General features: G+C 68.7%; 21 protein-coding genes, 1 tRNA gene and 1 pseudogene. 11 read left to right on the forward strand and 12 right to left on the reverse strand.

The annotated features are described in order from the left end of the window. Positions 1-31 precede the first annotated feature (31 nt). Entirely contained in the window at positions 32-469 is a 438-nt protein-coding gene (gene dtd / locus ACFFU4_RS12670; protein WP_377070136.1) for a D-aminoacyl-tRNA deacylase, read from the forward strand. 6 nt (positions 470-475) lie between these two features. On the opposite strand, the gene ACFFU4_RS12675 is transcribed toward dtd, so the two are convergent. Next, entirely contained in the window at positions 476-1,228 is a 753-nt protein-coding gene (locus ACFFU4_RS12675) for a cytochrome c biogenesis CcdA family protein (RefSeq protein WP_377070137.1), read from the reverse strand. Positions 1,229-1,320: 92 nt separating this feature from the next. On the opposite strand from ACFFU4_RS12675, the gene ACFFU4_RS12680 reads away from it, so the two are divergent. Continuing rightward, complete coding sequence (locus ACFFU4_RS12680; RefSeq protein WP_377070138.1) at positions 1,321-1,551, forward strand: sulfurtransferase TusA family protein; 231 nt, start codon at positions 1,321-1,323, stop codon at positions 1,549-1,551. A gap of 43 nt (positions 1,552-1,594) precedes the next feature. On the opposite strand, the gene ACFFU4_RS12685 is transcribed toward ACFFU4_RS12680, so the two are convergent. The 5 genes from ACFFU4_RS12685 to ACFFU4_RS12705 form a co-directional block, all read right to left on the reverse strand. After that, positions 1,595-4,303, reverse strand: a complete 2,709-nt coding sequence (locus ACFFU4_RS12685) for an Rne/Rng family ribonuclease (protein ID WP_446692667.1) — start codon at positions 4,301-4,303, stop codon at positions 1,595-1,597. 551 nt (positions 4,304-4,854) lie between these two features. After that, positions 4,855-6,189 (reverse strand): sigma-54-dependent transcriptional regulator, encoded by a 1,335-nt coding sequence (locus ACFFU4_RS12690; protein WP_377070140.1) that lies wholly within the window; start codon positions 6,187-6,189, stop codon positions 4,855-4,857. Between the two features lie 7 nt (positions 6,190-6,196). Continuing rightward, entirely contained in the window at positions 6,197-7,969 is a 1,773-nt protein-coding gene (locus ACFFU4_RS12695; RefSeq protein ID WP_377070141.1) for a sensor histidine kinase, read from the reverse strand. Between the two features lie 38 nt (positions 7,970-8,007). Further along, positions 8,008-8,676 carry a phosphoribosylformylglycinamidine synthase subunit PurQ gene (gene purQ / locus ACFFU4_RS12700; RefSeq protein ID WP_377070142.1) on the reverse strand — a complete coding sequence of 223 codons (669 nt, stop codon included), beginning with the start codon at positions 8,674-8,676 and terminating at the stop codon, positions 8,008-8,010. 189 nt (positions 8,677-8,865) lie between these two features. Next, complete coding sequence (locus ACFFU4_RS12705; RefSeq protein ID WP_377070143.1) at positions 8,866-10,149, reverse strand: ATP-binding protein; 1,284 nt, start codon at positions 10,147-10,149, stop codon at positions 8,866-8,868. 47 nt (positions 10,150-10,196) lie between these two features. Between ACFFU4_RS12705 and ACFFU4_RS12710 the strand changes: the two genes are divergently transcribed. Beyond that, positions 10,197-11,150, forward strand: coding sequence for an MBL fold metallo-hydrolase (locus ACFFU4_RS12710; protein ID WP_377070144.1), 954 nt, complete (start codon positions 10,197-10,199; stop codon positions 11,148-11,150). A gap of 58 nt (positions 11,151-11,208) precedes the next feature. Then, a tRNA-Asn gene (locus tag ACFFU4_RS12715) sits at positions 11,209-11,283 on the forward strand. A gap of 320 nt (positions 11,284-11,603) precedes the next feature. On the opposite strand, the pseudogene ACFFU4_RS12720 reads toward ACFFU4_RS12715, so the two are convergent. Then, a pseudogene (locus ACFFU4_RS12720) lies at positions 11,604-11,883 on the reverse strand (DNA cytosine methyltransferase); the annotation flags it as partial. 141 nt (positions 11,884-12,024) lie between these two features. On the opposite strand from ACFFU4_RS12720, the gene ACFFU4_RS12725 reads away from it, so the two are divergent. Then, positions 12,025-13,005, forward strand: coding sequence for an NAD(P)-dependent alcohol dehydrogenase (locus ACFFU4_RS12725; protein WP_377070145.1), 981 nt, complete (start codon positions 12,025-12,027; stop codon positions 13,003-13,005). 202 nt (positions 13,006-13,207) lie between these two features. Here the strand turns inward: ACFFU4_RS12725 and ACFFU4_RS12730 are convergent, their stop codons facing one another. Further along, positions 13,208-13,636, reverse strand: a complete 429-nt coding sequence (locus tag ACFFU4_RS12730; RefSeq protein WP_377070146.1) for an FKBP-type peptidyl-prolyl cis-trans isomerase — start codon at positions 13,634-13,636, stop codon at positions 13,208-13,210. A gap of 251 nt (positions 13,637-13,887) precedes the next feature. Here ACFFU4_RS12730 and ACFFU4_RS12735 point away from each other — a divergent pair, with 251 nt between their 5' ends. The 3 genes from ACFFU4_RS12735 to ACFFU4_RS12745 are packed head-to-tail and all read left to right on the forward strand — an operon-like array spanning position 13,888 to position 16,417. Beyond that, positions 13,888-14,574, forward strand: a complete 687-nt coding sequence (locus tag ACFFU4_RS12735; protein WP_377070147.1) for a haloacid dehalogenase type II — start codon at positions 13,888-13,890, stop codon at positions 14,572-14,574. Then, a complete protein-coding gene (locus tag ACFFU4_RS12740; RefSeq protein WP_377070148.1) occupies positions 14,574-15,407 on the forward strand; it encodes an alpha/beta fold hydrolase in 834 nt (277 codons plus the stop codon). The genes ACFFU4_RS12735 and ACFFU4_RS12740 overlap by 1 nt, the downstream gene beginning before the upstream one ends. Then, on the forward strand, positions 15,404-16,417 hold the full coding sequence (locus ACFFU4_RS12745; RefSeq protein ID WP_377070149.1) for a threonine ammonia-lyase: 1,014 nt from the start codon (positions 15,404-15,406) through the stop codon (positions 16,415-16,417). Before ACFFU4_RS12740 ends, ACFFU4_RS12745 begins: the two co-directional genes overlap by 4 nt. Here ACFFU4_RS12745 and ACFFU4_RS12750 read toward each other — a convergent pair. Continuing rightward, on the reverse strand, positions 16,414-17,376 hold the full coding sequence (locus ACFFU4_RS12750; RefSeq protein WP_377070150.1) for a hypothetical protein: 963 nt from the start codon (positions 17,374-17,376) through the stop codon (positions 16,414-16,416). The genes ACFFU4_RS12745 and ACFFU4_RS12750 overlap by 4 nt on opposite strands. Positions 17,377-17,527: 151 nt before the next feature. Between ACFFU4_RS12750 and pcaD the strand changes: the two genes are divergently transcribed. The 3 genes from pcaD (at position 17,528) to ACFFU4_RS12765 (ending at position 21,103) form a co-directional block, all read left to right on the forward strand. After that, on the forward strand, positions 17,528-18,352 hold the full coding sequence (pcaD, locus tag ACFFU4_RS12755) for a 3-oxoadipate enol-lactonase (RefSeq protein WP_377070151.1): 825 nt from the start codon (positions 17,528-17,530) through the stop codon (positions 18,350-18,352). A gap of 356 nt (positions 18,353-18,708) precedes the next feature. Continuing rightward, positions 18,709-19,794 (forward strand): zinc-binding dehydrogenase, encoded by a 1,086-nt coding sequence (locus tag ACFFU4_RS12760; protein ID WP_377070152.1) that lies wholly within the window; start codon positions 18,709-18,711, stop codon positions 19,792-19,794. Positions 19,795-19,870: 76 nt separating this feature from the next. After that, complete coding sequence (locus tag ACFFU4_RS12765) at positions 19,871-21,103, forward strand: mandelate racemase/muconate lactonizing enzyme family protein (protein ID WP_377070153.1); 1,233 nt, start codon at positions 19,871-19,873, stop codon at positions 21,101-21,103. A gap of 130 nt (positions 21,104-21,233) precedes the next feature. Here ACFFU4_RS12765 and ACFFU4_RS12770 read toward each other — a convergent pair whose 3' ends face one another. Genes ACFFU4_RS12770 through ACFFU4_RS12780 form a run of 3 tightly spaced genes read right to left on the reverse strand, consistent with a single transcriptional unit; the run spans position 21,234 to position 23,756 of the window. Continuing rightward, complete coding sequence (locus ACFFU4_RS12770; protein WP_377070154.1) at positions 21,234-22,163, reverse strand: AEC family transporter; 930 nt, start codon at positions 22,161-22,163, stop codon at positions 21,234-21,236. A gap of 4 nt (positions 22,164-22,167) precedes the next feature. Continuing rightward, on the reverse strand, positions 22,168-22,965 hold the full coding sequence (locus tag ACFFU4_RS12775; RefSeq protein ID WP_377070155.1) for an MBL fold metallo-hydrolase: 798 nt from the start codon (positions 22,963-22,965) through the stop codon (positions 22,168-22,170). Then, the gene (locus tag ACFFU4_RS12780) at positions 22,965-23,756 is read right to left on the reverse strand and encodes a TatD family hydrolase (protein WP_377070156.1); all 792 of its coding nucleotides are present in this window, start codon (positions 23,754-23,756) and stop codon (positions 22,965-22,967) included. Before ACFFU4_RS12780 ends, ACFFU4_RS12775 begins: the two co-directional genes overlap by 1 nt. Positions 23,757-23,767 lie beyond the last annotated feature (11 nt).

Genomic DNA, 23,767 nt, shown 5'->3' on the forward strand with positions numbered 1-23,767 from the left:
TCCTTGATCCGCCTCAAGTCGGGAGAGGGCGATGCGCGCGCTGTTGCAACGGGTGAGCGAGGCGGAGGTCACCGTCGATGGCGACCGGGTCGGGGGCTGCGGCGAGGGCCTGCTGATCCTCGTCTGCGCCATGCAGGACGATGACGCCGCCGCCGCCGAGCGGCTGGCGGGCAAGGTGGCGAAGCTGCGCATCTTCCGCGACGACGCGGGGCGGATGAACCGCTCGATCCTTGATGCCGGCGGTGCCGCGCTGGTGGTCAGCCAGTTCACGCTGGCTGCCGACACCTCGCGCGGGAACCGCCCCGGTTTTTCCGCCGCCGCCCCGCCCGAGGAGGGCCGCCGTCTTTACGAGCGTTTCGCGGCCACGCTCGCGGGCCTTGGCGTGCCGGTGGAGACCGGGCAATTCGCGGGCGACATGCGGGTGCGCCTGGTCAATGACGGCCCCGTCACGATCTGGATGGAAAGCTGAGGCGGCTCAGCCGAGGAGCGCCAGCGCCGGGAAGGTTTCGAGCAGCCAGTAGGAGAAATCCGAGAACCCGCCGGTGAGCATCAGCAGGCCGATGGTCCACAGGAGCAGGCCCATGACGCGCTCGATCTGCGCCATGTGGCGCTTCATCCAGCCCATCAGCCCGCCAAGGCGCGGCAGAAATGCCGCGACCAGCAGGAAGGGGACGCCAAGACCGATGGCATAGACCGCCAGAAGCGTGGTGCCGCGCGTCACGTTGGCCTCCGACGCCGCAAGCGACAGGATCGCCCCCAGTTGCGGGCCGATGCAGGGTGTCCAGCCGAAGGCAAAGGCCAGCCCCAGCACGTAGGCGCCCAGCGACGAGCCGCCCCGGTCGCCCGCGTCGAGCCGCGCCTCGCGGTCGAGAAAGCCGATGCGATAGACACCCACGAAATGCGCGCCGAAGCCCATCACGAGAATGCCGGCGATGGTGTTGAACCAGTCCTGGTATTGCAGGAACGCACGGCCCAGGGCGGAGGCGGTGAACCCGAGGAACAGGAACACCGTCGAGAGCCCCAGCACGAAGAACAGCGCCGGGATGACGGCGCGGGCGCGCGGGTGGCCCTCCTGCGACAGGTCATTGAGGCTGACCCCGCTCATGTAGGCGAGATAGGGCGGCACGATGGGCAGCACGCAGGGGCTCAGGAACGAGACGAGTCCCGCCAGAAGCGCCACGAACATGGCGGGCAGGAGGGCTGCGTCGATGATCTCGATTCCGAACATGGGCCTCACATAGCCGGTCTTGCGCCGCGCGTCACCCGGCACTCTGTCACATCCTTGTGGACAGGCTGTAACAGCGCGGCTATCTGCGGGTCATGACGCCGGATCACACCCTCGATGCGCGCGGGCTGCTCTGCCCGCTGCCCGTGCTGAAGCTGCGCAAGCGGCTGAAATCGCTGGGGGCGGGCGAGGTGATCGCGCTGCAGGCCGACGATCCGGCGGCGATCGTGGACGTGCCGCATTTCTGCGCCGAGAGCGGGCACGCCCTGCTCTCGACCGAGGACAGCGGCGGCGTGCAGACCTATTTCATCCGCAAGACCGGCTGAGCGGGCGCGCGCCCCGGCACCGGGCCGGGGCGCGGGATCCTTGTCAGCCGAAGGACCACCAGCCGCGACGCTTGGGCTTGGGCTGTTCCTCGGGCTCCGTGGGCTCCGTGGGCTCGGCCACGGGCGTGGAGTGTTCCGCCACGGGCTCGGGCTCCGGCGCGGGCTGTTCCGCCACGGGCGCGGGCTCCGGCTCCGGCGCGGGCTGTTCCGCCACCGGCTCCGGCGCAGGGACCGGTTCGGGCGCGGGCTGTTCTGCCACCGGTTCCGGCGCGGCGGCGGGCTCGGGCGCGGCTGTGTCGGCCTTCTTGCGGCGTGACACGGTGCGGCGCTTCGGCTTGGCCTCGGGCTCCTTGGCCTCTGCCTCTGCCTCGGGCTGCGCCGCGTCCGTCCCGGCGCTTTCCCCGGAGTCGGCGGGCTCCGGCGCGGGCTTTTTCTTACGCGGCGCGCGGGTCCGCTTGGGCTTCTCGGCCACCGGTGCGGCAGGGTCCGCGGCGGCGTCGGCCCCGGCCTGCATATCGGCGTTTTCCCCGGCTGGAGCGGGCTCCGCCGCGTCCTGCGGGGTGCCATTGTCGCCCTGCCCGTCTGCCTGCCCATCTGCCTGCCCGTCACCCGAACGCGGCTTGCGCTTGCGGCTGCGCGAGCGGCGGCGCTTCTTCCTGGGCTTGCCGGTTTCCTCGGTCTCCGGCGGGGCGCTCTCGGCCCCTGCCTCGACCTCTGTCTCGGTCTCTGCGGGAGCCTCGGTCTCGTCGTCGATGACGTCCATCAGCGCCGCGCCCGCCGAGACGAAGGTATCGGGCTCGCGCACGGCGCGGGTGGCGGTCTTGAGCTTTTCGAGGCTGAAATCGGGGCTGACGAGCATCGGGTCGCCCTCGATGCGCACCGACAGGCCATAGCGCGCCTCGATCCCGGCAACATGCTCGCGCTTGTAGTTGATCAGGAAGTTGGCGATGCCCACCGGCGCACGCACGAGAACCTCGCGCGAACGGCGGCGCACACCCTCCTCCTCGATCTGGCGCAGGATCGACAGCGCCATGCTGTCATCCGAGCGAATGAGCCCGGTACCGTGGCAATGTGGGCAGGGCTGCGTGCTGGCCTCGAGCATGCCGGGGCGCAGGCGCTGGCGGCTCATCTCCAGCAGGCCGAAGCCCGAGATGCGACCCACCTGGATGCGCGCACGGTCGGTCTTGAGCTTTTCCTTGAAGCGCTTTTCCACCGCCGCGTTGTTCTTGCGCTCGTCCATGTCGATGAAGTCGATCACGATCAGCCCGGCAAGGTCGCGCAGGCGCAACTGACGGGCGACCTCGTCGGCGGCTTCGAGGTTGGTCTGCAGCGCGGTTTCCTCGATCGAGCCCTTCTTGGTGGCGCGGCCCGAGTTCACGTCAACGGCGACGAGCGCCTCGGTCACGCCGATCACGATATAGCCGCCGGAGGGAAGCTGCACCGCCGGGTTGAACATCCCCGACAGGTAGCTTTCGACCTGGTGGCGGGCAAACAGCGGCATCGCATCCTGGTAATGCTTCACGTTCTTGGCATGGGACGGCATGATCATCTTCATGAAGTCCTTGGCGATGCGGTAGCCGCGCTCGCCCTCGACCAGAACCTCGTCGATCTCGCGGTTGTAGAGGTCGCGGATCGAGCGCTTGATGAGGTCGCCTTCCTCGTAGATCTTGGCCGGTGCGATGGATCTGAGGGTCAGTTCGCGGATCTGCTCCCACAGGCGCTGGAGGTATTCGTAATCGCGCTTGATCTCGGCCTTGGTGCGCTTGGCGCCGGCGGTGCGGATGATCAGGCCCGCGCCCTTGGGCACGTCGATCTCGGTCGCGATCTCCTTGAGCTTCTTGCGGTCGGTGGCGAGCGTGATCTTGCGGCTGATGCCGCCGCCGCGCGCGGTGTTGGGCATCAGCACGCAGTAGCGCCCGGCGAGCGACAGGTAGGTGGTGAGCGCCGCGCCCTTGTTGCCGCGCTCTTCCTTGACCACCTGCACCAGCATGATCTGGCGGACCTTGACGACCTCCTGGATCTTGTAGCGGCGCGGGCGGGGCTTGCGCGCGGGGCGGATATCCTCGCTGTCATCCTCGTCGGCGACCGATTCGATGCTGTCGTCATTGGTCGCGTGGTCGCGCGTGTCGCGCGCTTCCTCCTCCGAGCCGGGCTCCGTGCCGGGCGCGGTCCCGCCGGTGTCCTCGTCCTCCGCCGGGCCGGAGGTGTCGCCGGTGCCGGGCGATGCGGTCTCCGGCTCCTCGACCGGGGTCTCGGCGACGCGGTCCATGGGCGAACTGCCCTCGTCCCGGTCATCGCCGTCGCCATCGCCGGTCCCGAGGTCGATGGTCTCCATGCCGGAAATGTCGGCGCTGGACACGGCATCCCCGGAGGCGGTCTTTTCCGCCTTCGCCCTGGCACGCGGCCGCGCGCGGGAACGCGAGGCGCGCTTGGGCTTTTCCTCTTCTTCCTGCTGGGCCTGGGCGAGCGCCTCTTCCTCGGCCATCAGCGCCTCGCGGTCGGCCACCGGGATCTGGTAATAGTCGGGGTGGATTTCCGAGAAGGCGAGAAAGCCGTGCCGGTTGCCGCCATAATCGACAAACGCCGCCTGGAGCGAAGGCTCCACGCGCGTGACCTTGGCGAGATATATGTTTCCGGCTAGCTGACGTTTGTTTTCAGACTCAAAATCGAATTCCTCGACCTTGTTTCCGTCCACCACCACAACGCGGGTTTCCTCCGCGTGGGTGGCATCGATGAGCATTTTCTTGGCCATGTTATCCGTGTGCATCGCGGCGCGGCACACGCCCCCTGGGGAGCGGCGCGTTGCGGCTGATGTCTGATAGGGGCGATAGCGGGCGTGCGCATGGGCGGGACGCATGTGGTCCCTGCCTGTATGACGCTGTCAAATCTCGCGCGCTTCATCGCGGTTCTTCTTCTCCGGCCCATGCGGGCCAATTCGAGGCCTGAGGCACCTTGTCGGGGTATCAGGCGAGCATGCAGCCCCGGCGAGGGGCCCAATCGGTCTGTTCTGCCCTTGCGGAATTGCTGTCCGACAGCGGGCTGAAACAGCGAATCTCTTGTGGCCAGGCACGTATCGGAGCGCCCGTTGCCGCAGCATTACACTAAAGCGCCGGTAGCGGGGATTACAATGGCGAAAATGCGAATGGGCGGATGCAAGGTGGTCGGACCGGGGATGTTCCGCAGGTCCTGGCCCGGGGCGAACGTCGCGGCGGCGTGCCGGGACGGCCCGGTCGGGTGCCTGTGCAGCAAGCTGTCGCGACCCGTCGCGTCGCCCTCCGGCCTTGCCTGCCTCACTTGCCTGTCTCAGATGTAGTCCGAGCGTTGCAGGCTGTATTTCGCCATCTTTTCGTTCAGCGTGCGGCGCGGCAGGCACAGCTCGTCCATCACCGCCTGGACCGAGCCCTTGTGGCGGCGCATGGTGTTGTCGATGAGCATCCGCTCGAACGCCTCGACGTATTCCTTGAGCGGCTTGCCCTCGGTGGTCATCACCGGCTGCATCTCGTCGTGATCGGACATCAGCAGCGAGGTGAGCGTGCCGGTGCCGCGCCGCGTCTGAAGCACGGCACGCTCGGCCATGTTGAAGAGCTGGCGCACATTGCCGGGCCACGGTGCCTGCAACAGTTGCGTCGCCTCCTGCGCGCTGACCTGCGGCGCGTCACAGCCGTAATCCTCTGCGAATTGCTCGGTGAAGCGGGCAAACAGCGTCAGGATGTCCTCGCCGCGCGCGCGCAGCGGCGGCACGGTGAGCCGCAGGCTGGCCAGCCGGTAAAAGAGGTCCGGGCGCAGCGCGTCCTCGCAGGTGCGGCCCTCGTCCTGCATGTTGGAAATGGCGACGATGCGGGTCTCGGGGGGGGTGCCCTCCTCGTTGAGCGCGGTCAGCATCCGCGCCTGCACCGTGTCGGGCAGCGCCTCGACATCCTCGAGCACGAGGGTGCCGCCGCGCGCCTGTTCGATCGCCGGAAGGTGGCTCTCGTCCGGCGCGACCGGGCCGAACAGACGCCGCACCAGCGCGTCCTCCTCGAAGGCCGCGCAGGAGAGGGTGACGAAGCTGCGCCCGGCGCGGTTGCCCGCCGCATGGAGCGCGTGCGCCACCAGCGTCTTGCCGGTGCCGGTCTCGCCCTCGATCAGCACATGCCCGTCCGCCTGCCCCAGATCGAGAATGTCCTCGCGCAGCCGGTCCATCGCGGGCGAGGTGCCGATGAGCTTTTTCATCAGGTTGCCGCCATCCGACAGGTCGCGCCTGAGCGAGCGCGCGTCGAGCGCGAGGCGGCGCTTTTGCGCGGCCTTCTTGGCAAGCTCGGTCATGCGGTCGGGGTTGAACGGCTTTTCCAGGAAATCATAGGCCCCGAGGCGCATCGCCTCGACGGCCATCGGCACGTCGCCGTGACCGGTGATCATGATCACCGGCAGGGTGGAGTCGCTGCCCATCAGCTTGCGCAGGAACTGCATCCCGTCCATGCCGGGCATGCGGATATCGGTGACCACGATGCCGGGGTAATCGGGGCCGAGCTGCCGGAGCGCATCCTCGGCGCTGGCGAAGGTCTCGGTATCGAAGCCCGACAGCGCCAGCCACTGGCTGATGGACTGGCGCATGTCGCGCTCGTCGTCGACGATGGCGATCTTCATGGCAGATGGCATGGCACTCTCACTCCGCGGCTCTGGTCTCTTCGGGGGTCTCCTGGGTCAATATGGGAAGCTGCATCTCGAATACAGCCCCTCCGCCCTCGGCGTTGCGCGCCGTCAGGCGCCCCCCGAGGTCGTTGACGATCCCCGAGGAAATGGCAAGGCCCAAACCCACCCCGTCGCCGGGCAGCTTGGTGGTGTAGAAGGGCTCGAACAGCTTGTCCATGTTGTCGATCCCGCCGCCGTTGTCGCGCACCGTCAGCACCGCCGTTTCACCGGCGACGAGGAGGATGTCGATGGCCGCCTCGGGCGTGTTCTCGGTGGCGTCGAGCGCGTTGCGCAACAGGTTGACGATGACCTGTTCGATGCGCACCCGGTCGCCCATCACCATCACCGGACCCGAGGGCAGCGTTCGGGTGATCTGCACCTTCCGCTTGCGCAGTTGCGGCTCCATCATCGCCAGCGCCGAGGCGAGCGCATCGGCCATGTCCACAGGCGCGAAACTGTCGTCGGAATGGCGGGCGTAGGACTTGAGCTGACGGGTGATCGCCCCCATCCGCTCGATCAGGTCGTCGATCCGCTGGAACGACACCAGCGCCTCGTCGGGGCGGTTGCGCCCGAGCAGCAGCCGTGCCCCGGCGAGGTAGGTCTTCATCGCCGCCAGCGGCTGGTTGAGTTCGTGGCTCACCGCCGCCGACATCTCGCCCAGCACCGCCAGCTTGGAGCTTTGCTGGAGGGTCTGTTCGGCCTGCGCGAGGGTCTCCTGCACGCGGCGGCGCTCGGCGATTTCCCGCTGAAGCCGGGCATTCAATGCGCGAAGCTCTGCCGACTCGCGCTGGAACAACATCATCCGCGAGGTCGCGCGACGGTTGAGAAAGTAGAAGGCCAGCGCCATGAGAATCGCGAAACCCATGATTTCGAGCGCGATATAGCCGTTCACCTTGTCGCGCACCGTCGCGTAGGTGGTGAAGCTGGCGATGCGCCAGCCGCGGAACGCCACCCGTCCCTCGACGCGCATCACCGCCTGCCCGCTGAGATAGGCGTCGGCGGGCAGCGTCGTCCAGTCAGAGGTGGCGTCGATCGCGCGCTCGATGGCGCTGTCGGCGGGCTCGCGCGCGAGCGCCTCCGCCTCGGTCAGCCCGCGCCAGCGCGGCTCGGTCGCCAGCACGATCACGCCCTCGCTGTCGCTGACCATCACCGCGTCGGAAATGCCCGCCCAGGCGCGCTCGAACTTCTGCAGGTCCACCTCCACGAGGATCACCCCGAGCGCGCCCGACGGCCCCTCGATGCGCCGCGAATAGTAGAAGCTGAATTGCCCCGCCTCCTGCCGCAGCACCTTGAACACGGTGTCGCGCGAGCGCATCGCGTCAACGAAATAAGGGGCTTGCCGCAGGTTCGTGCCGAGCTGCGTGCGCTCGGTCGCGGCCACCGCGCGCCCGTCGCGATCCAGCAGCGTCAGCGAGGCGGCGCCGATCTCGTCGAGGAACGAGATCAGGCGCTGGGTGGAGCGGGCGTAATCCTGACTGTTGAGCGCCGAAATCAACGTCGGATCGCGCGCCAGGAGCTGCGGCACGATGGCGTTCTGACGCAACTCGCTGAGCAGGTTACCGCTGTAGAGCAGCAGCCGCAGTTCGGCGCGGTTGCGGGTGTTCTCGGTAAAGCGGTCGGTGAGCATGCGGTGCGTGGTCAGCACCACCACCACCGCGATGAGAAACAGCCCCGCAAGCACCAGCCGCGCGCGCCATGGAATGGTGCGCGGGCGCGGTGGCTGATCGGGGCGTTCGGACGTCGTCATTGCCCAAGTCTAGTGTGCGCACGCGCCGCCCTCAAGCGTCACGCGGGCGCCAGCGCGTCCACCAGCCCGGCGAACATGGCGGCGCCGTCGCTGCCGCCATGGGCGGGCTCGGCCATCCGCTCGGGATGCGGCATCATGCCCAGCACGCGGCGGTTCTGCGACAGGATGCCGGCGATGTCGCGGACCGATCCGTTGGGGTTGTCGGCATAGGTGAAGGCGATACGGTCCTCGGCTTCGAGCCGGTCGAGCGTGGCCTCGTCCGCGAAATAGTTACCGTCGTGATGGGCCACGGGCACGGTGATCGTGCGGCCCGCGTCGTATCCTTGCGTGAATACGCTCTGGTTTGTGGCGACCGTCAGGCCGACCGGCTTGCAGATGTATTTCAGCCCGGCGTTGCGCAGCAGCGCGCCGGGCAGCAGGCCCGTCTCGGTCAGCACCTGAAAGCCGTTGCAGATGCCCAGCACATGGCCGCCCCGGTCGGCATGCGCCACCACCGCGCGGCAGATCGGCGAATTGGCCGCGATCGCGCCGCAGCGCAGGTAATCGCCGTAGGAAAACCCCCCCGGCACGCCGACGATATCGACGCCGTCGGGAAGCGACGTGTCCTTGTGCCAGACCATCGAGACGCGCGCGCCCGCGCGCCGAAACGCCACGGCAAGATCGCGGTCGCAGTTGGAGCCGGGAAAGACGATGATCGCGGCATGCATGGCGGGGGCCTCCGGGTGGCTGCGTCAGCGATCCTCTAGCGCGGCGCGGCAGACTTGTCCATCGGCAGAGGAGACGCCGCGTATCGGCCCCGCCCGCCCGGCGCGGGGCTGTCCCCGTCGGTCGCGTCCTGCCCACGCGCGGCATCCGGGGGCACCGGGGGCACCGGGGGGGGCGCGCGGGCGCAGCCGTCACCGCGCGATGACGATATCAGCACAAAGCCCGCCGAGACGCGCGCTCTCGCCCAGCCGCAGCACGCCACCGTGGGCACGGGCGACGTCGGCCACGATCGACAGCCCCAGCCCGACGCCGGTGCCGCGGTCCTGGTTGCGGGCCGGCTCCAGCCGGGTGAAGGGGCGCAGCGCCTCCTCGCGGTGCTCGGGCGGGATGCCGGGCCCGTCATCCTCGACGCGGATTCGCAAGCTGCGCTCCGACAGCGCCACCGAGACCTCGGCGCGGGTGCCATAGCGCACGGCGTTGCCGATGAGGTTCTCCACCGCGCGCCGTATGCCGCCCTCGCGCAGCGGCACTTGCGCCGACGTCTCGGCCCCGACCAGCGTCACGGGCACCCGCGCGCGCCGCATGTCATCGACGACCTGCCGCACCAGGGCGACCGGATCGACCGGCACCGACTCGTCCTCCTGCGCGCCGCGCGCGAAGTCGAGAAAGCCGTCGAGCAGCCGCTGCATGTCATCGACATCGCGCAGCATCGGCGCGGCCTCGTCCTCGTCCAGCATGGCAAGCTCCAGCCGCAGCCGCGTCAGCGGCGTGCGCATGTCGTGGCTCACCCCCGACAGCATCAGCGTGCGCTGTTCGATCTGCCGCTCGATGCGCGCGCGCATGTCGATAAAGGCGCGCCCCGCCGCGCGCACCTCGGTGGCGCCCTTGGGCTTGTAGGGCATGTGCCGCCCGCGCCCGAACGCCTCCGCCGCCTCGGCAAGCCGGGTGATGGGGCGCAATTGCGCGCGCAAATAGAGAAACGAGATCACCGTCATGAGGCCGGCGGCCACCATCAGGTTGACAAACAGCAGGTGCGGGCGCTGCGCCGAGACATAGCGGCGCCGGAATTCCAGCTCCACGAATCCGCCCGCGCGCGGCAGATACAGCAGCACGTCGCGGTCATCGGGCAGCACGACCGCGGCGAGATCGGGAAAATAGTCGCGCATCTCGCGTATCACGACGATACCCGAGAAATCGTACCAGCGCCGGATGTCGCGGGCGGGCACCGCCTCCGGCGGAACCGGCGTGACGTCGATCTCCAGCACCCCGGCGGCACCGGGCGCGTCGGCACCGCGCACCAGCCGCACCTCGCGCGCCATGGTCTCGACCATCTGCTCGGTCACCCCCTCGAAATGGCGCTGGACGATCACCACCGACACGACCAGCGCCAGCGTGACGACCGGCAGCAGCAGCGACAGCGTGGTGCGTCCGTAGAGGCCGCGGGGCAGAAAGGGTTTGAGCCAGCGAAACGACATGGCTAAACCTACGCCCCGGCGCGCCGCGAAGAAAGGGCAAGACCGCGATGACCGAGACGACACCGCCCGACCAGGGACCGCCCGACACGGCCCCGCAGCCGGGCGCACCGCGCGACCTCGGCGGCGGCATCCGCGCGATCCTCGCCCCCAACCCCTCGCCGATGACCCATTGGGGCACCAACACCTACCTGCTGGGCACGCGGCGGCTCGCGGTGATCGACCCGGGGCCGGACGATCCCGCCCATCTCGCGGCGATTCTCGGCGCGCTCGGTCCGGGCCAGAGCATCAGCCACATCCTCGTCACCCACGCCCATCTCGACCATTCGCCGCTGGCCCGCCGCCTCTCGGCGGCAACCGGCGCGCCGGTGCTGGCCCATGGCGGTCCCGAGGCAGGACGCAGCGCGGTGATGGCACGGCTGGCACAGGCCGGCCGGATCGGTGGCGGCGAGGGGGTGGATTCGGGCTTTGCCCCCGATCGCGCGCTCGGCGACGGCGAGCCGGTTGCGGGCGATGGCTGGCACCTCACCGCGCACTGGACGCCGGGGCATTTCGGCAACCACATGTGCTTTGACGCCGGCGGCGACATGTTCAGCGGCGACCTGGTGATGGGCTGGGCCAGCACCCTGATCTCGCCGCCCGATGGCGACCTGACGCAGTTCCGCGCCTCCTGTGCGCGCCTCGCCGCCGCCGCACCTGCCCGCCTGCTGCCGGGCCACGGCGCGCCGGTCAGCGAGCCGGCGGCGCGGATCGCGTGGCAGGTCGCGCATCGCGACGCGCGCGAGGCCGCGATCCTCGGGCAGCTCGCCCGTGGCCCCGCCGATGCCGCCACGCTGGCGCGCCGCATCTATACCGACACCCCCCCGGGGCTGTTGGGGGCGGCGGCGCGCAACGTGCTCGCGCATCTCGTGGACCTGCTGCAGAGGTCCCGCGTCAGGGCCCTCTCGCCCCTGTCGCGCACCACCCGCTTCGCGCTGTCCGGCGGACCCGGTGAAGACGCATGATTTTCGTCACAAACCCTCTGGACCTCTCCGAACCGGATTGCTATACGCGCCTTCGTGTTCCGGCGTAGCTCAGCGGTAGAGCAGTTGACTGTTAATCAATTGGTCGTAGGTTCGATCCCTACCGCCGGAGCCAACAAAAACAAGGGCTTAGCGAGATTTTGCTGAGCCCTTTTTCTTTGTGGTCACGGTTTGGTCACTCAAGGATCGGCTGAAATTTGCACGCTATGGTCGCAATCAACGGTGGTGAACCCTGGTGCGGAATTCTGGAAAGACGCGCTCCAATCGGAGAGGGAGCACCGGCTTGTCACGCCAAAACAGGTCGGGCGTCTTGAGATATGCGGCCGAATCCATATTCGCCTGCCGTCCGGGAAGCAGTGCACGATCGCAGTGGATGTTTTCCAACGGCTCGCGGCTGGCAGCTTTGAGGCCCGTGCGAAAGAGGCTGGAGAGTGATCATCTTCCTATCCGAAGGGCGGGGAAACGAGGGCCGGCGGTTCCAGCCTGATGGTATTGCGCGGGCCGCGGGCCGCAGTAGAAGTCGTTGTCCGGGAAGGTCTGCAGCCGTGCCGCCTCGCGCACCGTCCGGGACCGGACTTGCTTCGGATCAGGGTGAAAAAGAGTGGCCGTCCTTGGAGATGTGGCTGGTCACGGTGCCGGAGGCGCGATTGCCTGGCTGCACGCGGAACCGGTCCGCGAAATCCCCCGACGCCCTGTTACGGTGTGCTGGCTGCAACAGCCAGAAACGCCGGACGGGATTTCCAACCCATGACAGCCCGGATCGTTTATGAACCATGGTGGTCTATCCTGGTCACTCTTCGGGGCGGAACGAAACCTGTAGTCCCCATGGCACGCCCAGAGATCACGGAGGTTCCCGATGACTGCAACCCTTACCGCCTGGCACATCCCGCGCTATGGCCGCCCCGAAATTCTTACACCCGTCACCCTCCCCATGCCGCAGCCCGGCCCGACCGAGGTGCTGATCCGCATCCATGCCTCTGCCGTCACCCGCGCCGACGGCATGATGCGCAAGGGCGAGCCGCTGTTTGCGCGCCCGTTCCTTGGCCTGCGGCGTCCGCGCAACGGGCTGTCCGGCACTGGCCTGTCGGGCGAGGTGATCGCGGTCGGCGACAAGGTCAGCCGCTTTGCGCCGGGCGACATGGTCTTCGGCGAGGCCGGGATGCGCTTTGGCGCCAATGCGAGCCACATCTGCCTCGACGAGGACGGGGTTCTGATGCCCAAGCCGGAAGCGCTGTCGCATCAGGATGCGGCGGTTCTGTGCGACGGCGTGCTGACGTCCTGGTATTTCCTGCACACCCTCGGCCAGGCCCAAAGCGGCGATCGCGTCCTGATCCTCGGAGGGGCCGGCAGCCTCGGCAGCGCCGCGGTGCAGATCGCCGCCGCCATGGGCGCAGAGGTGACGGCCACCTGCAGCGCGCGCAACGCCAGCTTCGTCGCATCGCTCGGGGCCACCCGCGTGATCGACTACACCACCGAAGACGCCTTGCAGCGCGGGGCCGCCTACGATGTGATCTTTGACACGCTGGGGGTCGCGTCCTTCTCGGCCGCCAGGCCTGCGCTGGCCGAGGCGGGGCGCTACCTCTGCCCGGTGCTGACGCTGGGGCGTTTGCCCGCGATCCTGCTCTCGAGCCTTGTGGGCCGGAAACGCGCCCTGTTCGCGGCCGCGGGCCTGGAAAAGCCGCAGCGCCTGCGGGCCATGCTGTCCGGGATCCTGACCCGTATCGACCAGAACCGCCTCGCCCCGGTCATGGACCGGATCTACCCGCTGTCCGACCTCGTCGAGGCGCACGCCTATGTCGAGACCGGGCACAAGCGCGGCAATGTTGTCGTGATGTGAGAGACCTCGACGGCAACAAGCTGTGCCTGTCCGACTGAGCATCGCCACAGCCGTTGAATTGGCCTGGACCCCAGCCTTGCCCGGCGGCCTCCACCATGACCGGACGGCGGCCAGCGACAGCCCGGCGCGCGCAGGGCCGCCGCAAACGCAACGCGCCGGGCGATCGCCCGGCGCGCGCAATCCCTCTCTCGGGGGTCGAATATCAGGTGATGTCGACCACCTCGATGGCAAAGGTCAGGTCCTGCCCGGCCAGCGGGTGGTTGGCGTCGAGAATCACCTGTTCCTCGGTCACCTCGGCCACCGTCACCGGCATCACCTGCCCCTGCGGCGTCTGCACCTGCAGGCGCGTGCCGATGTCGAGCGGGATATCCTCGGGGATGTCGGCGCGCGGCACCGCCTGCTTGGCGTCGGGGTCGGCGTCGCCATAGGCTTCGGCGGCGGGCACCTCGACGGTCTTCTTCTCGCCGACGGCCATGCCGGGCAGCGCCGATTCGAGCCCGGGGATGATCTGCCCCGAACCGACGGTGAATTCCAGCGGATCGCGGCCCTGCGACGAATCAAACGTCTCGCCATCGGCCAGCGTGCCGGTGTAGTGAATACGGACGGTATCGCCCTCTTTGACCTGGGTCATACGATGTTCCAATGCTTGGGGGAGGGTGGGTTTGCAAGGCCGCGCCACGCGCGGGTGCTTGGTTGGTGGACGAATCCTAGCCGAGCCTCCGGGGATTCGCAAACAGGCCGCCGCGCCGCTCGGGCCGCGGCCAACGGCACGCCCGTCGCCGCGCCGCGCCGGGGTGGGCCGCAGCAGGGCGCCGGTCTGCGCCCCTTCCCCCTCCCGCCGGTTCGTGCCAGTCTCCGCGCAACCGAGAGAAAGGGACGCTCATGCCGATCACAACCTGCATCTTCGACGCCTATGGCACGCTTTTCGACGTGGCCGCCGCGGCGCGCGCCGCCGCCGCCGAGCCGGGACGCGAGCGCTTTGCCCGCCACTGGCCCGCGATCGCCGAGAAATGGCGGCTCAAGCAGTTGCAATACACCTGGCTGCGCGCCGTGATGGGCGAGCATATCGGCTTCTGGCAGGTCACGCAGGACGGGCTCGACTGGGCGCTCGAAGCCGAGGGGCTGCAGGACGACGCCGACCTGCGCGACCGCCTCCTGCAACTCTACTGGGAGCTGGAGGCGTACCCCGAGGTGCCCGACATGCTCGCCGCGCTCAAAGCCGATGGCCGCAACACCGCGATCCTGTCCAACGGCGCGCCCGACATGCTCGACGGCGCGGTGCGTTCGGCGGGTATCGGCGACCGGCTCGACGACGTGCTCTCGGTCGAGAGCGTCGGCATCTTCAAGCCCGCCCGCGTGGTCTATGACCTTGTCGGGCAACGCTTCGGCTGCCCGCCCGAAGAGGTGCTCTTTGTCTCCTCCAACGGCTGGGATGCCTGCGCCGCCGCCGGCTACGGCTTTCGCACCGTCTGGGTCAACCGCGCGGGCGAGCCGGTGGACCGGCTGCCCGCCGCGCCCGAGGCGCAGCTTTCGGACCTGTCGGGCATCCCCGCCATGGTGCGCGGCTGATGGCACGCTTTGCCACCTCCGACGGGCTGTCGCTGCATTACGAGGACGAGGGGGCGGGCCAGCCGGTGCTGTGCCTCGCCGGGCTCACGCGCAACAGCGCCGATTTCGACTTCATGGCCCCCCATCTCGCGGACACCCGCCTCATCCGGCTCGACTATCGCGGGCGCGGGCAATCCGATCACGCCGCCGATTTCATGTCCTACAACATCCTGACCGAGGCCCGCGATACGACTGAATTGCTCGATCACCTCGGCCTTGACCGCGTCACCATCATCGGCACCTCGCGCGGCGGGCTGATCGCCATGGCGCTCGGCCACACCGCCCCGGACCGGCTGGCGGGCGTGGTGCTCAACGATATCGGGCCAGAGGTCACGGCAGAGGGCATCGGGCGGATCATGGACTATGTCGGCAACGAGCCCGACCTGCCCGATCTCGACGCCTGCGCCGCCGCGCTGGCCCATGTCCACGCCGATGCCTTTCCCGGTGTGCCGCTGGCCCGCTGGCGCGCACAGGCCGGGGCGATGTTCTTTGAGAAACCCGGCGGCGGGCTGGGTCTGCGCTATGACGCGCGGCTGCGCGACGCGCTGGTCGGTCAGGCGGGCGCGGGCGAGGCGCCGGACCTGTGGCAGCTTTTCGATGCGCTGGACGGCACCCCCCTCGCCGCCATCCGGGGCGCGAATTCCGACCTGCTGAGCAAGGACACCTTTCAAAAAATGCAGGACCGCCGCCCCGACATGATCGCCACCACCGTCCCCGACCGGGGCCACGTCCCGTTTCTCGACGAGCCGCAATCCCTCACCGCCATCCGCACCGTTCTGGACCAGACAAGATGACCGATATCACCATGATCCGCAGCGCCGCCGCCCGCCTCGCAGGCCATGCCCGCCGCACGCCGCTGCTGTCCTCGCCGTTTCTCGACGACATCGCCGGGCGGCGCGTGTTCATCAAGCCCGAATGCCTGCAACATACCGGCAGCTTCAAGTATCGCGGCGCGCGCTCGGCCATCTCGGCGCTCGACGCTAATGTGCGCGCGCATGGCGTGATCGCCTTTTCCAGCGGCAACCACGCGCAGGGCGTCGCCCTCGCCGCCAGCGAATTCGGCGTGCCTGCGGTCATCATCATGCCAAGGGACGCGCCGCGCATGAAGATCGACAACACCCGCGCCCTCGGTGCCGAGGTGGTGCTCTACGACCGCGCGGGCGAGGATCGCGACGCCATCGGTGCGACGATCAGCGCCGAGCGCGGCCTGACCCTGATCAAACCCTATGACGAGCCACAGGTGATCGCGGGCCAGGGCACAACCGGGCTTGAGATCGCCGAGGATGCGGCCGCGCTTGGCATCGAGACGGCGGATGTGCTGGTCTGCTGCGGCGGCGGTGGCCTGACCTCGGGCATCGCACTGGCGCTCGAGGCCGACGCACCCGGCCTGCGCGCGCGGCCCTGCGAGCCGGAGGGATTCGACGATGCCACCCGCTCGCTGGCATCGGGCAGGATCATGCGCAACGCGCAGACCGCGACCGGCCTTTGCGACGCCATCGTCACGCCGCAACCCGGCGAGATCACCTTTCCCATCATGGCCCGCCTCTGCGGCCCCGGCCTCGTGGTCGCCGAGGACGAGGCGCTGCACGCCATGGCGCTCGCCTTTTCCCGGCTCAAGCTGGTGGCCGAACCCGGCGGCGCGGTGGCGCTTGCCGCCGCCCTCTTCCGGGCGGACGAGATCGCGGGCGACGCGGTGATCTGCACCATTTCCGGCGGCAATGTCGATGCCGACATCTTCGCCACCGCGCTGTCGCGGTTCGGCGGCCGCACCGGCGCGAGGGGCGAGGCCGCGGCGCCGGCCTAGCCTGGCGTGGCGCGTCCCCCGGCCCAGTCGGCGGCGCGCGCGCCGAGATCGCGGAACTTGGCCGAGGCGCTTTCCAGCCGCGCGGTCCATTCCGGGTCCGGCTCCTGCCCGTCGCTCACGCGAAAGAACGCCTGCAACAGGCAGGCCAGCGCGAACGGTTCGATGAGCGCCGCCTTGACCGCCCAGGCGAAAAGGAGAGCAAACACCAAGCCCCCTGCCGACCAGCCGCCGGGGATGAGATAGACCACCGCCGCCGCCGGCGCGAGCATCAGCACGAACACCACCAGCGCCAGCGCATAGCTCACCAGCGTGATCCACGCCGCATTGACCAGCATCGTCCGCGCGTTCTGCCCGTAGAGCACCAGCGCGTCGCGCGCACCCGACCACGGGTTGTCGGGGTTGCGCCGGATCAGGTGGGCGAGGATCACCTCGTCGATGAGCCCCACCGCCACCCGCAGGAACGCGCGCACCACCTTCATCATCCCGTCCACCCCGGGGATCGGCAGGATCGACGCCAGCCCCTGCACCAGCCCGGTAATCGCACGGATCACGCCCTTGACGATCTGATCAAGCGCGAACAGCAGGTTCGCCTGCGCGAACCGCTCCTTCACGATCGCCTGTGCATGGTCGATCTGGCCCCGTCCCGCCGGCAGGTCGCGCCCGTCGATCATCTCGACCATCACCGCGATATGCCCGGCCTTGACGATGTAGAGGATGTATTCGCGCAGGAAATACAGCACCGCCGCCGTCCCGCCGAACCCGATCGCACCGCCCCAGAACGTGCTCCCCGCCTGAAAGTCCTCGTCCCCCATCGCGCCCACGCCCCAGCCGATCCCGGCCCCGGTGCCGGTGGCCAGCACATAGGCGAGCGCAATGCCGAAATAGACGATCACCCGTAGCACGATGAAAGGCGCGGTGCGCCGCATGATGTCGAGCGAGCGCGCAAAGGAAAATTCCATTTCGGTATGTCTCCGTTCAATGGCTTTTTCTGTCCCGGCGAAGCATGGCCGCTCGGCACGCCCCGATCAACCCCCCGCAAGACTGCTTGCAGCGTGCCGCGAATCCGGCTCATCTCCGGGCAGACGGCGACCACCCCGAAAGGACACGCCCATGCCCCTCGTCGATCTCGGCGACGTGACGCTCCACTACCTCGACGAGGGCGCGCCCTCCGGCCCGCCCCTCGTGCTCGCCCACGCGCTCGGCACCGGCACGATGCTGTGGGACAACATCCTGCCGCTGCTGCCGCCGGGGCTGCGCGTGGTCCGCTATGACATGCGCGGGCACGGGCGATCCTCCACCCCGCCCGCGCCCTATTCGATGGGCGCGCTGATCCGCGATGCGGAACGGCTGATGGATCACCTCGGGCTGCGCGACGCGATGTTCGTGGGGCTGTCGATCGGCGGGATGGTGGCGCAGGGGCTGGCGGTGAAACGCCCCGACCTCATTCGCGCGCTGGTCCTGTCGAACACCGGCGCCAAGATCGCCACCCCCGAGATCTGGGCCGAGCGTATCGCCACCGCCCGCCGCCCCGGAGGGATGGAAGAGCTCGCCCGCGGCTCCTGCGAGCGGTGGTTCCCCCGCGCCTATGTCAAGGCCGGCCACCACCAGCCGTGGTACGAGCATCTCTGCGCCCATGACCCCGAAGGCTTTGCCGGCTGCGCCGCCGCCATTTCGGGCACCGATTTCTACACGCCCACCTCCGGGCTGCGTATCCCCACCCTCGGGATCGCGGGGTCCGAGGACGGCTCCACCCCGCCCGATCTCGTGCGCGAGACCACAGACCTGATCCCCGGCGCGCAATTCCGCCTGCTGCGCGGCACCGGCCACGTACCTCCCATCGACGCCCCGCAGGACTATGCCGCCTGTCTCGGCGGCTTCATCGACGCCACGGGGCATCTGCGCACCGCACCGGGGGACAGCCCGCCATCTCGTTGACCTGCGGGTTTGGCCTGGAGCCATCGTTGCAGTGAGCCGCGCGTCGACGGGCCGCTGCGCGGCGATCCATGGTTCGTTCTGCCGCGCTTAATGGCAGCCAAATCCGAAGAAGGCCCGAGCGGCGCACAGGTTGCAGCCATATCGCCGTGCCGGGGGGCGGCCCGGCGATGCGCGGCGGCGCGTAAACGCGCCTCGAATCCGCGCGGGGGCAGAAGGCGAATGGCAGCGAGAGGCCATAAACGCCCCCCTCACCCTGCCTTTCCCGACCCCCCTTTCACCGGCACGCGCCGCCGCATAATTGCCCTTGCACCCGACGTCGAATCCCCGTCACCTGTGAAAAAACGAGGGGGAAATTCATGCACACCATCAAGGCCGCAATCTGTCACGCCTTCGGCGCCCCGCTCAGCATCGAGGACGTCCACCTGCGCGGCGCGCAGGCGGGCGAGGTCGAGGTCGCGCTCGACGCCGTGGCGATCTGTCATTCCGACATCACCTATGCCGATGGCGGCTGGGGCGGAACGTTGCCGGCGGTCTACGGCCACGAGGCGGCGGGGCGCGTGCGCGGCATCGGCCCCGGCGTGACCGGGCTCGCCGAGGGCGATCCGGTAGTGGTCACGCTGATTCGCGCCTGCGGGCAATGCGCGCCCTGCGCCGCGGGACGCCCCACCGGATGCGAAACGCCGCATGACGGCGATCACGGCCCCCTCTCGATGCCGGGTGGTGGCAAACTGCACCAGGCGATGGCCTGCGGTGCCTTTGCCGAACGGGTCACCGTCCATCACAGCCAGGTCGTGCGCATCCCCGAGGGGATCGACATGGCCGCCGCCTCGCTTCTGGCCTGCGGGGTGATCACCGGCGTCGGCGCGGTGGTCAACGCCGCGCATCTGCGCGCGGGCGAGGACGTGGTGGTGATCGGCGCGGGCGGCGTCGGATTGAACGCCATCCAGGGCGCGCGCATCGCCGGCGCGCGCCGCATCGTCGCGGTGGACATGAGCGACGGCAAACTCGCCACCGCCCGCGAATTCGGGGCCACCGACGGGGTGCTCGCCACCGGCGACAAGCCGTGGCGCGCGGCGAAACAGGCCATCGGGCGCGGGGCGGACGCGGTCTTCGTCACCGTCGGTGCCGCGCGCGCCTATGACGCGGCCCCGCGCTACCTCGCGGGGGGCGGCCGGGTGGTGATGGTCGGCATGCCCCATTCCGGCGACGAGAGCCACTATGAGGCGGCCAATTTCGCCGCCATGGGGCAGGCGATGATCGGCTCCAAGATGGGTGAGGCGGTGATCCGCCGCGACATCCCGTGGATGGTCGATCTCTACGGGCAGGGCCGGCTGAAACTCGACGAACTGATCTCGAACCGCTGGCCGCTCGACCGCATCAACGAGGCCATCGCCGACACCAAATCCGGTTCCGCCCGGCGCAACGTCATCGTGTTCGGCTGAAGCAGCGGCACCGACGCGATACCGACAGAATACCGACGCGATACCGACCGGCAAAATCAGCCCCCCGGAGACCGCCATGAAACTCGCCGATCTCGACATCATCGTGACCTCCCCGCCCGCGCCGGGTTGGGGCGGGCGCTACTGGATTCTGGTCAAGCTCACCACCGATGACGGCATCACCGGCTGGGGCGAATGCTATGCGGCCTCGGTCGGGCCCGCGGCCATGCGCGCCGTGATCGAGGATGTGTTCGCGCGCCACATGGCAGGTCAAAGCCCTGAAAACATTGAGCTTATGTTCCGCCGCGCCTATTCCTCGGGCTTCACGCAGCGCCCCGATCTGACGGTGATGGGGGCGTTTTCCGGGCTGGAAATCGCCTGTTGGGACATCCTGGGCAAGGCGCGCGACCGGCCCGTCTGGGCGCTCCTGGGCGGGCGCATGAACGACCGCATCCGCGCCTATACCTACCTCTACCCCCTGCCGCACCACGATCTGGCGGAGTTCTGGACCTCCCCCGAGATGGCCGCCGAGAGTGCGCTCGACTGCGTAAGTCGCGGATATACCGCGATAAAATTCGATCCCGCCGGCCCCTACACGATGCGCGGCGGGCACATGCCCGCGATGTCCGACATCTCGCTGTCGGTGGCCTTCTGCCACGCCATCCGCGAGGCCGTGGGCGACCGCGCCGACCTTCTCTTCGGCACCCACGGACAGTTCACCACCGCCGGGGCCATCCGGCTCGGGCAGGCGCTGGAGCGCTACTCCCCGCTCTGGTTCGAAGAGCCGGTTCCCCCTGATAACATTGACGAAATGGCCCACGTGGCCCGCGCCGTGCGGGTGCCCGTCGCCACCGGCGAGCGGCTCACCACCAAGGCCGAATTCGCCGCCGTGCTGCGCGCCGGGGCCGCCGGGATCCTGCAACCGGCACTGGGCCGCGCGGGCGGGATATGGGAGATGAAAAAGGTCGCCGCCATCGCCGAGGCGCATGGTGCGCAACTGGCCCCCCACCTCTACGCCGGACCGGTGGAATGGGCAGCGAATGTGGCACTCGCCACCTCGATCCCCAACATATTGATGGCCGAGACGATCGAGACGCCCTTTCACGCCGCCCTCATCAAGTCCGGCATCACCGTGGAGGACGGCTTCATCACCCCGCCCGACACCCCCGGCCTCGGCATCGAGTTGGACGAGGCGCTCGCGCGGGCGTACCCTTATGAGGGGGACGGCCTGCATCTGGAAATGCAGGATGCACCCTGCGACTACGTCAACGGCAACAGCTTCGCCGGGGGCGCCCCGCTCAAGACGGAGTAAGGGCGAGGTTGGCCTGGAGGGGACGTTCACCCATCCGGTGATGAGCCGCGCGAGCGCCAGCCCGCGCGGCGGCGTGCAAGCACGCCTCTATTCCGCGCGGGGTGGGTGGCGAATGGCAGCAACAGGCCACTCACGGCAACACCTGCAACCATAGCCATGCCGTCACCACCGTCAGGCCGGTCGCGATCAGCACGCTCGACGCCGCCACCCGCTTGGCATGGCCATACATGTTGGCAAAGATATAGGCATTGACCCCCGGCGCCATCGCCGCCGTCACCACCGCCGCGCGCAAGCCCTCCACCGGCAGCGCCAGCGCCCGACCCAGACCGTAGGTGATGGCCGGGTGCGCCACCAGCGATACCGCGCAGACATAGAGAATCGCGCGCATGTCGCCCTCGGGGCGGTACTGCACCAGCACGCCCCCCAGCCCGAACAGCGCCGCCGGCAGCGCCGCGCGCACCATCAGGTCGAGCGCGTCGTTCACCGGCCCCGGGATCGGCAACCCCGACAGGTTGACCGCAAAGCCCGCCGCGATGCCCATGATCAGCGTGTTGGAGAACATCGCCCGAAGCACCTTGCCCGCCACCGTCACCCCGCTCTGGCCACGCGCACGCACCACCTCCATCGCGGTGATGCCGATGCCGTAGCAGAACGGCGAATGCACCGCGATGATCGCGAAATTCGCGGACAGCGCCCCGAGCCCGTAGGCACGTTCCATGATCGGCAGGCCGAGCAACACCGAGTTGGAGAAGAGGCCGCAGAAGCCGATGGCCACCGCATCCTCCCAACTGCGGCCAAAGATCAGCCGCGCACCGAAAAGGCCCAGCAGGAAGCCCGAAAGCGCCCCGGCATAGAAACTCAGCAACAGCCGCCAGTCGAAGCTCTGGCCCAGATCGAGCCGCGCCAGCGCCGCAAACAGAAGGCAGGGAATGGCGAATTTCTGGGTGAAGGTCATGAGGCCGTCCACGCCACCCGCGCTGAACCAGCCGCGCCAGACCGCGAGATAGCCGAACCCGATCACCAGAAACACCGGCAGGATGACTTCGAGAAGCGCCTGCACCGGTTCAGACCGGGTAGCGGATCACCATCCCGTCAAAGGCGGGGGTGACATGCGCGGGCGTCTCCTCGGCGACGGTCGCATAATCCAGATCGATGTGCATGTTGGTGAGCACCGCCCGGCGCGGTGCCGCCCGCGCGATCCACTCCAGCGCGCGGTCAAGATGCGCATGCGTCGGGTGCGGCGTGCGGCGCAGCGCGTCGAGCACCCAGCAATCGAGCCCTTGCAGCGTGCGCCAGACCTCTCCGGGGATCTCGGCCACATCGGGCAGGTAGGCCAGATCGCCCACCCGAAAACCGAGCGCGTCAATAGAGCCATGCCCGACCTGAAACGGAATAAACGGTATCGTGCCCCCTGCCCCCTCGATCCCGAATGGCCCGTCGATCGTGTGCATGTCGAGGATCGGCGGATAGGGGCTGTCGTCGGGCTGCATGAAGGCATAGCCGAACCGCGAGTAGAGCGCGTTCTGCGTGTCGCCATCGGCATAGACCGGCAGCCTCTGACGCATGTTGAACACGATCATCCGCAGATCGTCGATTCCGTGGACATGATCGGCATGGGCATGGGTATAGACCACCGCGTCGAGCGCCCCCACGCCCGCGTCGAGCAGTTGCGCGCGCAGGTCGGGGGACGTGTCGATCAGCACCCGGGTCACGCCGCCTTCGGTCTCACGCTCGATCAGCATCGAGCAGCGCCGCCGGGAATTGCGCGGCTCGTTCGGGTCGCACTCCCCCCAGTGACCGCCAAGCCGCGGCACGCCGCCGGATGAGCCGCAGCCGAGGATGGTGAAGCGCACCTCTCCCATCAAGCCACCGTCCGGGTGAACAGCCGCTCGAAATTGGCCTCGGTCTGCGCGGCGAATTCGGGCCAGCCCATGCCGAACACCTCGGCCCCCTTCTGTGCCGTATGGGCGGTATAGGCGGGCTCGTTGCGCTTGCCGCGATGGGGCGGCGGCGCGAGGTAGGGCGCGTCGGTCTCGACCAGGATGCGGTCCACCGGGGCGGCGGCAAAGATATCGCGCAGTTCCTGACTCTTGGGAAAGGCGGCAATTCCGGACATCGACAGGTAGAACCCCAGATCGAGCGCCGCCCGCGCCAGCCCCGCACCGGAAGAAAAGCAATGCATGACGCACGCGTAGGGCCCGTTGCGATATTCCTCGGTGAGGATGCCTGCCATGTCCTCGTCCGCCGCGCGGGCATGGATGATGAGCGGCAGGCCGGTTTCACGCGCCGCCGCGATATGGATGCGCAGGCTCTGCTTTTGCACCCCGGCGCTCTCGGCGGTGTAGTGGTAGTCGAGCCCCGACTCGCCGATACCGACGAACTTGGGATGGGCGGCGAGCGCGACCAGTTCGTCCACCGTGGCCATCGGCTCGTCAGCCGCGCTCATCGGGTGGGTGCCGGCGGCGTAGAACACCTCTGGATAGGTCTCGGCGATGGCGCGCACCTGTGGCTCCTGCCGCAACCGCGTGCAGATCGTCACCATCCGGTGTACGCCCGCCGCGCGCGCGCGCGCGACAATCGCGTCGCGCTCGCCGTCGAAATCGGGGAAATCGAGGTGGCAATGGCTGTCGGTGATGCGGATATCGGTGCTCATGCGTCCTCCGC

Origin of the sequence: Roseovarius ramblicola (assembly GCF_042430665.1) — a bacterium.
Taxonomy (GTDB): domain Bacteria; phylum Pseudomonadota; class Alphaproteobacteria; order Rhodobacterales; family Rhodobacteraceae; genus Roseovarius; species Roseovarius ramblicola.

What these genes read in the sequence shown, in the direction of transcription:
- dtd (WP_377070136.1), top strand. Translation starts at nt 32, where the DNA reads ATGCGCGCGCTGTTGCAACGGGTGAGCGAGGCGGAGGTCACCGTCGAT.
- ACFFU4_RS12675 (WP_377070137.1), bottom strand. Translation starts at nt 1,228, where the DNA reads ATGTTCGGAATCGAGATCATCGACGCAGCCCTCCTGCCCGCCATGTTC.
- ACFFU4_RS12680 (WP_377070138.1), top strand. Translation starts at nt 1,321, where the DNA reads ATGACGCCGGATCACACCCTCGATGCGCGCGGGCTGCTCTGCCCGCTG.
- ACFFU4_RS12685 (WP_446692667.1), bottom strand. Translation starts at nt 4,303, where the DNA reads ATGGCCAAGAAAATGCTCATCGATGCCACCCACGCGGAGGAAACCCGC.
- ACFFU4_RS12690 (WP_377070140.1), bottom strand. Translation starts at nt 6,189, where the DNA reads ATGCCATCTGCCATGAAGATCGCCATCGTCGACGACGAGCGCGACATG.
- ACFFU4_RS12695 (WP_377070141.1), bottom strand. Translation starts at nt 7,969, where the DNA reads ATGACGACGTCCGAACGCCCCGATCAGCCACCGCGCCCGCGCACCATT.
- purQ (WP_377070142.1), bottom strand. Translation starts at nt 8,676, where the DNA reads ATGCATGCCGCGATCATCGTCTTTCCCGGCTCCAACTGCGACCGCGAT.
- ACFFU4_RS12705 (WP_377070143.1), bottom strand. Translation starts at nt 10,149, where the DNA reads ATGTCGTTTCGCTGGCTCAAACCCTTTCTGCCCCGCGGCCTCTACGGA.
- ACFFU4_RS12710 (WP_377070144.1), top strand. Translation starts at nt 10,197, where the DNA reads ATGACCGAGACGACACCGCCCGACCAGGGACCGCCCGACACGGCCCCG.
- ACFFU4_RS12725 (WP_377070145.1), top strand. Translation starts at nt 12,025, where the DNA reads ATGACTGCAACCCTTACCGCCTGGCACATCCCGCGCTATGGCCGCCCC.
- ACFFU4_RS12730 (WP_377070146.1), bottom strand. Translation starts at nt 13,636, where the DNA reads ATGACCCAGGTCAAAGAGGGCGATACCGTCCGTATTCACTACACCGGC.
- ACFFU4_RS12735 (WP_377070147.1), top strand. Translation starts at nt 13,888, where the DNA reads ATGCCGATCACAACCTGCATCTTCGACGCCTATGGCACGCTTTTCGAC.
- ACFFU4_RS12740 (WP_377070148.1), top strand. Translation starts at nt 14,574, where the DNA reads ATGGCACGCTTTGCCACCTCCGACGGGCTGTCGCTGCATTACGAGGAC.
- ACFFU4_RS12745 (WP_377070149.1), top strand. Translation starts at nt 15,404, where the DNA reads ATGACCGATATCACCATGATCCGCAGCGCCGCCGCCCGCCTCGCAGGC.
- ACFFU4_RS12750 (WP_377070150.1), bottom strand. Translation starts at nt 17,376, where the DNA reads ATGGAATTTTCCTTTGCGCGCTCGCTCGACATCATGCGGCGCACCGCG.
- pcaD (WP_377070151.1), top strand. Translation starts at nt 17,528, where the DNA reads ATGCCCCTCGTCGATCTCGGCGACGTGACGCTCCACTACCTCGACGAG.
- ACFFU4_RS12760 (WP_377070152.1), top strand. Translation starts at nt 18,709, where the DNA reads ATGCACACCATCAAGGCCGCAATCTGTCACGCCTTCGGCGCCCCGCTC.
- ACFFU4_RS12765 (WP_377070153.1), top strand. Translation starts at nt 19,871, where the DNA reads ATGAAACTCGCCGATCTCGACATCATCGTGACCTCCCCGCCCGCGCCG.
- ACFFU4_RS12775 (WP_377070155.1), bottom strand. Translation starts at nt 22,965, where the DNA reads ATGGGAGAGGTGCGCTTCACCATCCTCGGCTGCGGCTCATCCGGCGGC.
- ACFFU4_RS12780 (WP_377070156.1), bottom strand. Translation starts at nt 23,756, where the DNA reads ATGAGCACCGATATCCGCATCACCGACAGCCATTGCCACCTCGATTTC.